Here is an 11,602-nt window from a genome sequence, read left to right as displayed (position 1 = left end):
ATTCTCAAGACGGCAGGGTTACAGCACCAGCCCGGCAACGGCAGCGGACAGCAGGCTGACCAGCGTAGAGCCGTACACCAGTTTCAGGCCGAAACGGGAAACGGTGTTGCCCTGCATTTCGTTTAGGCCTTTGATAGCGCCGGCCACGATGCCGATCGACGAGAAGTTGGCGAAAGACACCAGGAAGACCGACAGAATGCCGACGCTGCGCGGCGACAGCTGACCGGCCACTTTCTGCAGCTCCATCATGGCGACGAATTCGTTGGAAACCAGTTTGGTCGCCATAATACTGCCGACCTGCAGCGCTTCGGCTTTCGGAATGCCCATCACCCAGGCGAGCGGATAGAACGCGTAGCCCAACACTTCCTGGAAACTCAGACCGAACACGGCGCTGAACAGGGCGTTGATGCCGGCGATCAGCGCGATGAAACCGATCAGCATCGCGGCGACGATTACCGCGACCTTGAAACCCGCCAGAATGTATTCGCCCAGCATTTCGAAGAAGCTCTGACCTTCGTGCAGATTGCTCAGGTGCAGTTCTTTCTCTTCGTTGGTGTCGTAGGGGTTGATGAGCGACAGCACGATGAAGGTGCTGAACATGTTGAGTACCAGCGCCGCCACGACGTATTTGGCGTCCAGCATCGACATGTAGGCTCCGACGATCGACATCGATACCGTGGACATGGCGGTGGCGGCCATGGTGTACATCCGCTTCTCGGACATTTGCCCCAGAATGTCTTTATAAGCGATGAAGTTTTCAGACTGGCCCAGAATCAGCGAGCTGACGGCGTTGAAGGACTCCAGTTTGCCCATGCCGTTGACCTTGGACAGAATGGTACCGATCAGGCGGATGATGAACGGCAGGACTTTGATGTGCTGCAAAATACCGATCAGCGCGGAAATGAATACGATCGGGCACAGTACTTTCAGGAAGAACACGAAACTATTGTTACCGATGTTGCCGAAGACGAAGGTGGTGCCTTCGCCAGCGAAACTGAGCAGCTTGTCAAACAGACCCGCGAAGCCTTTAACGAAACCCAACCCTGCGCTGGAATAAAGGAAGAAGTAGGCAAGCAGAATTTCAATGACTAAAAGTTGAACAATATACCTGACGCGAATGCTTTTGCGATCGCGGCACACCAGCAGTGACAGGCCGGCGACAACGAGCAGCGCCAGAATAAATTGCAGAATGTTGGACATGTTTGCTCCAAATTATGATAGGGGCCGATTTTTGGTCGTCATTTTATGTAACGATTGCGCTTAAAATGAGACGTAAGGCGCAAAAGCGAGATTATATCGCGGAAAATAACCTAAACTAAAGCGTGGGTCTCATAGCATTCACTTCTGTCTGGGTGATGTCAGGGCGATTTCATCATGTCTGACTGGAAAATGCTGTGATGAAGATTCCCCGCCGGCAACCTCGTCGGGCTGGGAAACAACACAAGGAGATGACAATGCCTGCGTCTGACGCATTACGTGAACTAGGACATTCAGGAATTCGGGTGCCGTTGCTGACTTTCGGCGGCAACGTGTTTGGCTGGACCATTGACGAGTCAGCCTCGTTTCGGGTGCTGGACGCCCTGCTGGATCAGGGGCTGCACTTTATTGATACCGCCGATGTGTATTCGACCTGGGCGCCGGGCAATAAAGGCGGTGAGTCGGAAAGCATTATTGGCAACTGGCTGAAACAGCGTGGAAACCGCGATCGGGTGATTATCGCCACCAAAGTGGGCAAGGACATGGGCGGCGAACGGCACGGGTTGTCTGCCGCTTACATTCGTCGGGCGGTGGAAGATTCGCTGCGTCGCCTGCAGACCGACTATATCGACCTGTATCAATCCCATGATGATGATAAAAGTACCCCGCTGGAAGAGACGCTGTCGGCGTTCGACGCGCTGATTCGCGAAGGCAAGGTACGCGCCATCGGTGCATCCAATTACGAAGGCGAACGTCTGGCGCAGGCGTTGCAGGTCAGCAAGGATAACCACCTGGCGCGTTATGAAACCCTGCAACCGGAATACAATCTGTACGATCGTCAGCACTATGAAGCCACGCTGGAACCGGTGGTGAAGGCCAACGGGCTGGGAGTGATCGGGTATTATTCGCTGGCGAGCGGCTTTTTGTCCGGCAAATACCGCACGGCTGCCGATGCCGCCAAAAGTGCGCGCGGTCAGGGGGTGGTGGAGCGTTATCTCAACCCGCGCGGTCTGGCGATCCTAAACGCACTGGATCAGGTGGCCGAGGCACATCGCACGACGCCGGGTCAGGTCGCTCTGGCGTGGCTGATTGCCCGGCCCGGCGTGACGTCGCCGATAGTTAGCGCCACCTCGGTCGAACAGGTGGCGGAACTGGCCAGCGCGACCCGGCTGACGCTGACGTCTCAGGAGATTGAGCAACTGAATGCCGCCAGCGCCTGATAGAGGGGCGTAAGCCGTTGCGGCGGCGCGGCATAACAGGGCGGGGGCCGGCGTTGGATTCCCGCCCACATCTTATGTGCTCATGTGCGCGCCGATGCTATTTTTTTGAACAGCGTGGCGAGGTGTTATCAATCAGTAGCGGATACGGGTTGCCAGCAAGGTGAAGACGTACGGCTTATTTTCCCAACTGCATATTCTCCACGACATATTACCTATTCTCGACTACATAGTTTTCCAGTCAGCACCTTACCCAGAACACCTTAGGCGATCGAGTTCGCTGCGAACGCCGGCCTGCTTTTAAACAACGTATTATTCAAACAGGCATGAACTTTAGCTCGTATCTGTAATTCTTTATCCTGCCACGGTTTATTTCCAGCCAGACAACAGAACTTTGCTGGTTTGCTTCAATGGCATGATAAATCGGCCAGACCAGAACGGCCGGTCTGGTTGATATGAGAAATAAATATCAAAATAGTCGGTAATATTATGAACGCCCGTTCGCTTTTTCTCATAATTCATAGAAAATAGTATCCTTAACCAATCCGGTCAGGTGCCTGCGACAGACTATCTGGATTGCTAAAATAGCCCGGTATAGCCAGCTGCGGTGTCGTTTTCGTGAATGAATTCACTTGTACACTAATCATCACTACTATTTTGACTGTAATCACGTGTGATAGCGTCTGTGGATGCCGAATTGGCTTTACCTGAATGATAGTCCGTATGCTGCAGCGCGCTTTTAGTCTGCAAAAATTAACAGGAATTTCGTTTTTATGCTGGTTCTATGGCCTATTATGTACTCACCTCTAAACAGAGGGGAGTAATCATGTGATTTTTTATCTGCTGTATATTTTCTCTATTTTCTTATCTTTTAACCACTAATCTAATCATTATTTTACCGGGGCCATTTTAAAGTCGGTAATTCATGAAGCTATCCGATGTGTTTTTATATATCTGTGCTACCTCAAGTTGCAGGTGCGCTGGCTTTATTACCCGGAACATCCCTGTGCCTCGCCCCTTTGGGGCCGCAGCGCGTTGCGTTTAAATCTGCTTCCGGCAGATTTGTCGCATATCCCAGTCACTTACTTATGTAATCCCCTGGATATTCACTTGGTTGCTGCGTTACAAGGCTCAAAATGAGTCTTGCCCTAAAGGGACAACGTGTGGCGTTGCTTAATACATCAGCGTGTTGTCCTGTAACTCGAATTATTTAGGGTATAACGCTGATTTATTTTTCGGTAGGAAAGTACATCTGTACCACGTCGTTATTATGACTGACATGTCGGCGTTTCTATAACCGCGAGTTCTGTCGTGACATCGATTTATGTTATGAAGGTAAAGAGAAATTCCCAGGCAGGATGAGGTTATTGTTGGGAGATTTTCGGAAATAAAAAAAGCAGCTTCTGTAAAAACAGAGACTGCTTTTTGTGGAAGTAACCGCAACCTATTAGATTACCGTACCTCTTGTAAACGTAATTTCAGCGGCGATTAAGCCTGAGGCTGAGTAACTACGTCTTTGATGCCTTTCACTTCGATCTCTACACGACGATCCGGTGCCAGGCAATCGATCAGTGCAGCGCGAGCTTTCACGTTAGTGCAGGTAGAACCGCTAACCGGGTTAGCTTTACCCATACCGCGAGCAGAGATCTTGTTAGCCGGGATACCTTTGTGAACCAGGTAGTCAACAACAGTCTGTGCACGTTTGGTGGACAGAGTCTGGTTGTACTGGTCGGAACCCAGATGGTCGGTGAAGCCCAGAACGACTACGGAACCGTCTTTCGGATCCAGAGTGCTCAGCTGAGAGTACAGCTGGTCCAGAGAACGCTGACCTTCCGGTTTCAGAGTTGCTTTGTTGAAGTTGAACAGTACGTCAGACTTCAGGGTGAAACGTTTGGTCTGAACAACCGGAGCCGGAGCCGGAGTCGGGGCCGGAGCAGCAATAACCGGAGCCGGAGCAGCAGTTTCCTGACCGAAACGGTAAGAAACGCCCACGCTCAGCAGGCCATTGTCCGGACGACCGCCAACGGTGGACGCGTCGCCGATGTTGTTCACCCACTGGTAGTCCAGACGGGTTGCCCAGTTTTTGGTGATAGCGTATTCAACACCCACAGCTGCCAGCGGAGAAACGCCGGTGTCGTGGTCGTTCAGGCCGGAGTTGTCGTGGCTGTCTGCACGCCATACAAAACCACCCAGACGGGTGTAGATGTCCAGATCGTCAACGATCGGGTAGCTCAGCTTAGCTGCCAGCTGAACGCCCTGAGCTTTGAAGCTGCCCTGGTTGCCGCCGTTATACTTCATACGGCCCAGCCAGTCGTAGCCCATTTCAAAACCCAGATACGGGTTAGCCTGATAACCACCGAATGCGCCGGCACCCAGTTGGTTCTGCGCAGCGTTGGTCACGTTGTAACCATTGCCGGTCAGGCCGGTGTCGTGGTACTGGGACCAACCCAGTTTAGCACCCGCATACCAGGTGTTATCGTTCGGTGCGGCTTGTGCTACGGTAGCAAAGCCAGCCAGTGCCACTGCAATCGCGATAGCTGTTTTTTTCATTTTACGCCTCATTATCATCCAAATCGGCAATTAACTCTGAAAGCTAATCAGCCTTTGGTTAAAATCCTTTCTCGGAGACATTGCCCTTGGTCTAATTACTTGCTGCCAGTGAACTGACGTTATGGAAGGGCAACTCCAGCGAGCTAAAGTCTACAACGTGGTGAGAAAGTTACAAGTATGATGTGACAGACGCCATGAAAAAATCAGTCGTTCATACATAATTACTAACAAATAATGGACGATTTTGTCAGATTAACCCGATGTCTCTTGATATTAATACTTCGCAATAACATCCTGGGCACTGTATTTCCGGGGGCTGCGAGGGGCCTGCTACATCCCTGTAAGAAAAATCCTAATATTCATTTAGTGATACAATCTTGAGTGAATTTTTAGTGTGGAAAATGGTCTTATGATTGTTTTTTCCTCTGGACGCATAATAAATCCATAGGTATTTCCATGCTGTGCCGCTCTTTGCAACCGCATTTTTTGTTCATTATCCAGCTCATTTGGCAACCAGCACAACACGGCGCTGTAATTACCCGTCAGTAATGCTTTCTCCATTGCATCAACGGTCGATACCGGATTGATGCGGTGCAGTTCAATCATTTTCTCCAGTGGCAACCCTGCCTGCTGCAGCCACAGGCGGCTGAGTTTCTGCTGTGGGGAAAGCCAGAGCAACCAGCGCGACTGCGATCCCAGTTGTTGTAACAGGGGAAGCAACAACGGCGTCAGCATGGGATGATCATCACCATAGACGATTTCGCTGATGAACCCGCTGGAGGCGGTTTTCGGCATCGCGTTATGGCCCAGGTGTGACGAGTGGCAGACATGGCGGGAACGGATGGTTTGAGTACGCATGATTTCTTTACCTCACAGCATTACTGTATGGGTGTACAGTATCTTTTGTGTGAGCAAAGATCAACCGGAATTTCTGAAAGCGCTTCGCATAATCGTTATGTCGTTGCCTGCATAACATTTTTTGTATTTGAAGACGCAGTTTTGCTGTGTTTAATTAATTGTTCCAGTTACGGATGTCTCTGGTAAACAGGAAAAAACGTTCAATACAAGGAAAAAGTAATGAAAGGGCTATGTGAAAAAAGGATTTTGCAGGCAAAAATCGTGTTTGCCCCGCTGGGGAATATTCTCTCTCGATCTCAGTTCGGCGGCTACAGCATTGCCGCGGACGGGGTGATTTTTGCGCTGGTCTCCAGCGGAGAACTCTATTTGCGCGCGGCGCAGCATAACGAGGACTTTTTCCTTGACCAGCAGACGCCCAAACTGATTTATACCAAACGCGGCCTGCCGGTGCCGCTCAATTATTATCTGGTGGGTGAGGCGCTCTGGCGGGATGAGTCGGGACTGCTGGAACTGGCGTCACAATCTCTTCAGGGGGCCCGGCAGGATAAAGCCGCCAAAAAACGCTGCATCAGGCTGAAGGACCTGCCGAACATCAATCACGACCTGGAGCGACTGCTCTGGAAAGTGGGAATTAGAAATATCGATGAATTGCATCGGCTCGGGGCAAAAACCAGCTATCTTAAACTGCGTTCCGTCAGCCAGAATCTGAGCGTTAATGTGCTGCTGGCGCTGGCCGGCGCCATCTGCGGCGTCCATCAGGCGGCGCTGCCGCAAGGCATGCGCAGCGAGCTGATTGAATGGTTCGAGAACACCAGCCCGCGGGCTTTCAGGCCTCCCCGGCTCAATTAGCGCGCCGAGGTCTGCTGTCGATGGCGATGCATCGGTTCCTGTGGTCGATTCTCTTCGGCAATCATCTTGGTTTTTTAGCTGCGTCAGCTCCGGCAGCAGGCCAATGATGAGATTAACCTGTTGCAATACCAACTGCTCTTTACTGTCCTGCTCTGGCGACTGGGCATGGATGCGGTTTTTCAGCGCGTCCAGTTCTCTGTCCAGCGCGGCCTGGTCGCCATTGTCCTGATGCAGGGCGTCGTCGACATAGCAGACGGCATCATTCAGCAACTGTAGCGTTTCGGCCGAACGAATGTGTTCGCGGTGCGCGCCCAGGGTGGAGATATACCCCAGCAGGGTGTGATTGAGGCACATCAATCTGAAGGCATTTTCCATCGTGTTCGGTCGGGCATGCGGTTCGGCGGACATGTTGGACACCACCGAAGCCAGTTCCGCATCGCTGTTGTGGGCGTCGCGGCGGGCAATCCGATAAGGAAGTCCGTTGTCCTTGCCCTGATGATACTGAACCATGATAGCGTCGAGATAACGGCAATTATTGTTCATAGCCTTGTTGATCACCGCAGGCAAGCCGCGAAATTTCCAGTCCGGCCAGATAAAGCTGACCGCCGCCCAGGCGATGCCACAGCCCAGCAAGGTATCGACCACTCTGGGAATGGCTACCTCCAGTCCCTCGCCCAGCAGATTAAAACACATCAACACCAGCAGGGTGATAAACAGCGTGGCCTGTGCGTATTGCACGGTGCGGAACGCGAAAAACAGTACACCACTGATGACAATCAGCGCCAGTTGTCCTTCCAGCGACGGAACGATATACAGCAGCGGCACGCCGATAAGCACGCCGCCCAGCGTACCGACAATACGCAGTGCTAAACGTCGGCGGGTGGCGTTGTAGTTAGGCTGGCAGACAAACAGACTGGTCAGCAGAATCCAGTAGCCGTGTTGCAAACCGGTCAACTGGATAATGGCGTACCCGATGCACAGTACCAACGACATGCGCACCGCGTGGCGGAACAACGACGACTGCGGCGTAAGATGGCGGTTGAGGCGCAGCCTGATATCGCTCCAGCCGGCGATTTTATCGTCCGATAGTCGGTTTTCTGCCGGGAGATGGTGATTATGGCGTTCGAGCGTCTGCTCGGACTGGATATTGATTAACTGGGCGTCAATCGCGCGCAGATTGTTGAGCAAATGGCGTAACGCTTTGATGGATAACGTTTCCGCACCTTGAACCGCCAGTCTGTCGATTGCAGCGTCCAGATGAGAGAAGGCACGCTCGATACGGTAGTCGTGCTGGTATTTTTGCTGCAGTAAAATGGACTGCGAGACCTGCAGGCAGGCGCGGGACAGCATGAACAATAGGCGCTGGAACCGAAAAGGCACATCGCTGTAGCGCAGGGTATGGCGCAACTGCTCATACTGGATATGCGCCGAGCTGGCACGCTCGTGGATGTCCTGCGCGACAAAATAATAGTGCAGTGTGCGTCGGGTGCCGCGCTGACCGCGATCGCCTCGCAGCCTTGTCAGCAGCGATGCTTTGGCCTGATTGAGCGTATCCACCAGTTGACCGTTGGCCATCGCCACGTCGATCAGCGGTTGATCGGTGTCGTCGATATCGGGGTCGAACAGGTTGGATTTGGTTTCCAGATAGTGAGCCAGTTGCTGGTAGCAGCGCGCCAGATTGTCCTGCAGCGGCCGGATAGGAAACAGCAGGTGGCCGAGCAGGGTCAGCAAGTTGTACCACAACGCGCCCAGCAACAGCAGAAACGGTTGCTGATACCAGTCGCTGTAAAGCGAAATGCCCAGCATGGTGTAGATGGCGATCAGCAGCGCGCCGAAAGCGATGGTGGCGTAGCGTTGCCCCAGCGAGCCCAGCAGAATAAAGCTCCAGGTCGAGATCGCCAGGCCGACGACAAATAACCAGGGGTGCGGGTAGAGCAGTTCGATCGACACCGATGCGACCAGAAAGCAGGCGAGTGTAATCAGCAGATTAAACAGGCGGCCGGACAGCCGGTCATCAAGATCGGTCAGGGCGGCGGCCACCACGCCCAGCGCCAGGGGAATGGTGCTGGTGGGAACACCCAGCCACCAGGGCAGGAACGCCACGCCGCTGAGCGCGATCAGGATCCGCAGGTTATACAGCCAACCGCTGTTGTAGATGACTCGCCGCAGGCTGGTCGAAACGCTCAGTTGCACGATGATGGTCCGTTTCGGTTACTGATAACGCCGACGGGCGTTGGCTTCTCTGGCGGCTTGCGCCTCTTCCACCGACACCACGCGACGCCCCACCGGCCAGAGGGCGATGGCGGCAATTTTGAAGTTGGCGATCCCGACCGGAATGCCGATGATCGTCAGGCACTGGGCGATTCCGCTGACGATATGCGACAGGCACAGCCACCAGCCGAAAACAACCAGCCAGAAGACATTCAGCAACGTGCCGCCGGCGTTGAGCAGCGAACTTTTCTGCTCCGGACGCAGCTCATCGATATGGATGGCTTCATTGCCGTATGGCAGCAAAGACAGTTTGGTGATTTCCCAGCATGAGCGCGTCAGCGGCAGGGTAAATACCAGCACAATGCTGACGGCGGTGGCCAGCAGCCAGGCGAGCGTGGTGAAAAAACCGCCCAGCACGAAATTCAGGATATTAAGTACGGCTCGCATGATATGACTACCCTCGGTCAAACCCTATGACGGGAAACGAATTATCACATTATTAGCCGGGTTATTCTAACGTGTTTTTCTGGCTAGAGCGCGAAGTCGGATAGCGGTTACACTACAACTTTGAACATTTCTTCTGAAAATGGCACAGGGCTCATGGAACTGAAATCGACCTCGTTGGGTAAGCATCTGGCACAGCATCCCTACAACCGTGTGCAATTGCTGAATGCCGGCGTCAATGTTAGCGGTGAGCGACATGAATATCTCATTCCTTTTAATCAATTGCTGGCGATTCGCTGCAAGAAAGGGTTGATCTGGGGCGAGCTGGAGTTCGAGTTGCCGGAAAACAAGGTGGTGCGCCTGCACGGTACGGAGTGGCAGGAGACCCAGCAGTTTTTCCGCCATCTGTTCAAGTCCTGGCAGTGCTGGAGCCAGGAGATGAGCGATGTCTGCAAAGACGTATTGCAACAGCTGGTGGACACGATTGCGAATCAGGAAACGGCGGATGGCTGGTTCAGCCGTCAGGCGCTGGCGCGTGTGCAGCAGGATATTCGGGCGGGATTCGCCGCGTTACCGCTGCCGCTGACGCGTCTGGACGAGTTTGAGCATTGCCGGGACAACTATCAGCGTTGTCTGCGCTGGCTGGAACAGGGGGAGGCATTACGTCTGCAAGCCAACCAGCGCTGGATGGAAACGATTCTGATAGAGCAGAAAGCGTTTTTCGATTCGGTAGAAAGTTCGCCGTTGAATCCCAGCCAGTGTCAGGCTGTGGTGAATGGCGAAAACGCCGTGCTGGTGCTGGCCGGCGCCGGCAGCGGCAAAACGTCGGTGTTGGTGGCGCGTGCCGCCTGGTTGCTGCATCGGGCCGAAGCGTCGGCGCAACAGATCCTGTTGCTGGCGTTTGGCCGGCAGGCGGCGGATGAAATGAACGGCCGTATTCGTGAACGGCTGCACACCGACGATATTCAGGCCAAGACCTTTCATGCGCTGGCGCTGCACATCATTCAGCAGTGCAGCCGCAAGGCACCGGTGATCAGCCAACTGGAAACCGACGGCGCGCATCGGCGCGCATTTTTGATCCAGCACTGGCAGCAGCAGTGCGACGAAAAGAAAACCCAGGCGAAAGGATGGCGACAGTGGCTGACCGAAGAACTGGAGTGGACGCTGCCTGAGGGAAATTTCTGGCAGGATGCGGCTATCGCGTCGCGGCTGGCCGGCCGGCTGGAGCGGTGGCTGGGGCTGATGCGGATGCAGGGCGGCACCCAGAGCGAGATGCTGGCGCTGGCCGATGACGAAACGCGTCCGCTGTTTCAGCAACGGTTGCGGTTAATGGCGCCCTTGCTGAAAGCCTGGAAAAAAGCGTTGAAAGATGAAGGCGCGGTGGATTTTTCCGGCTTGATCCATCAGGCGATCAACTTCCTGGACAAAGGACGTTTTGTCAGTCCGTGGCGACATATTCTGGTGGACGAATTTCAGGATATTTCTCCCCAGCGCGCCCGCTTGCTGGATGCGCTGCGACGGCAGGATCCCGACAGCAGTTTGTTTGCGGTTGGCGATGACTGGCAGGCGATCTACCGTTTCAGCGGCGCTGAGCTGACGCTCACCACGGCATTTGAACAGCACTTTGGCGAAGGCGCGCAGTGCGTGCTGGATACCACTTATCGCTTTAATCACCGTATTGGCGATATCGCCGGCCGCTTCATTCAACAAAACCCAGCCCAGCTGAAAAAAACACTCAACAGCCTGCGAGACGGCAATAAAAAATCGGTGGTGTTGCTGCCGCAGGAGCAGCTTGAGGCCTTGCTGGACAAGATGAGTGGGTATGTGACTACGGAAGCGCGCATTCTGGTGCTGGCGCGTTATCACCATTTACGGCCTGATGCGCTGGAAAAGGCGCCGACCCGCTGGCCGCATTTGCAGCTTGATTTCATGACTATTCATGCCAGCAAGGGGCAGCAGGCGGACTATGTGATTGTGCTGGGGCTGCATGAAGGGCGTGACGGTTTTCCTGCGCCACCGCGTGAATCGGTGCTGGAAGCGGTATTGTTGCCACGACCGGAGCCTTTCCCGGATGCGGAAGAGCGCCGCTTGTTATATGTGGCGTTGACCAGGGCGAAACATCAGGTGTGGCTGCTGTACGATCGTGACGAACCCTCGGTGTTTGTGGACGACTTGCATCAACTGGGCGTGCCGATGCAGCGCAAGCCGGGCTAACGGTAACGCTATTGGTTTATTTTCTGAAGGGAAAACTGGCCGGGTAGCCGGCCAGCAGCTCT

Annotated in this window: 7 protein-coding genes and 1 pseudogene; 3 read left to right on the top strand and 5 right to left on the bottom strand. The window is 53.9% G+C overall.

The features are described 5' to 3' along the window. Positions 1-18: 18 nt before the first annotated feature. Positions 19-1,200: a NupC/NupG family nucleoside CNT transporter gene (locus DDA898_RS15455; protein ID WP_038911659.1), complete on the bottom strand. Its 1,182-nt coding sequence runs from the start codon at positions 1,198-1,200 to the stop codon at positions 19-21. Between the two features lie 254 nt (positions 1,201-1,454). Between DDA898_RS15455 and DDA898_RS15450 the strand changes: the two genes are divergently transcribed. Further along, positions 1,455-2,417 carry an aldo/keto reductase gene (locus DDA898_RS15450; RefSeq protein WP_038911658.1) on the top strand — a complete coding sequence of 321 codons (963 nt, stop codon included), beginning with the start codon at positions 1,455-1,457 and terminating at the stop codon, positions 2,415-2,417. 1,485 nt (positions 2,418-3,902) lie between these two features. On the opposite strand, the gene ompA is transcribed toward DDA898_RS15450, so the two are convergent. Together ompA and sulA are read right to left on the bottom strand one after the other, a co-directional pair. After that, positions 3,903-4,964 carry a porin OmpA gene (gene ompA, locus DDA898_RS15445; RefSeq protein WP_038911657.1) on the bottom strand — a complete coding sequence of 354 codons (1,062 nt, stop codon included), beginning with the start codon at positions 4,962-4,964 and terminating at the stop codon, positions 3,903-3,905. A gap of 363 nt (positions 4,965-5,327) precedes the next feature. Beyond that, a complete protein-coding gene (gene sulA, locus DDA898_RS15440) occupies positions 5,328-5,822 on the bottom strand; it encodes an SOS-induced cell division inhibitor SulA (protein WP_013318905.1) in 495 nt (164 codons plus the stop codon). A gap of 219 nt (positions 5,823-6,041) precedes the next feature. Between sulA and DDA898_RS21805 the strand changes: the two genes are divergently transcribed. Continuing rightward, entirely contained in the window at positions 6,042-6,671 is a 630-nt protein-coding gene (locus DDA898_RS21805) for a TfoX/Sxy family DNA transformation protein (RefSeq protein ID WP_013318903.1), read from the top strand. Here DDA898_RS21805 and yccS read toward each other — a convergent pair. Both yccS and DDA898_RS15430 read right to left on the bottom strand, forming a co-directional pair. Next, positions 6,668-8,864, bottom strand: a pseudogene (gene yccS, locus DDA898_RS15435) (YccS family putative transporter). The gene DDA898_RS21805 and the pseudogene yccS overlap by 4 nt on opposite strands. A gap of 18 nt (positions 8,865-8,882) precedes the next feature. Beyond that, complete coding sequence (locus DDA898_RS15430) at positions 8,883-9,329, bottom strand: YccF domain-containing protein (protein ID WP_013318901.1); 447 nt, start codon at positions 9,327-9,329, stop codon at positions 8,883-8,885. Positions 9,330-9,482: 153 nt separating this feature from the next. On the opposite strand from DDA898_RS15430, the gene helD reads away from it, so the two are divergent. Beyond that, positions 9,483-11,540 (top strand): DNA helicase IV, encoded by a 2,058-nt coding sequence (gene helD / locus DDA898_RS15425; protein ID WP_038911656.1) that lies wholly within the window; start codon positions 9,483-9,485, stop codon positions 11,538-11,540. The last annotated feature ends 62 nt before the right edge of the window (positions 11,541-11,602 follow it).

The organism is Dickeya dadantii NCPPB 898 (genome assembly GCF_000406145.1).
Taxonomy (GTDB): Bacteria; Pseudomonadota; Gammaproteobacteria; order Enterobacterales; family Enterobacteriaceae; genus Dickeya; species Dickeya dadantii.
This window is presented reverse-complemented; position numbering and strand designations above follow the sequence as displayed.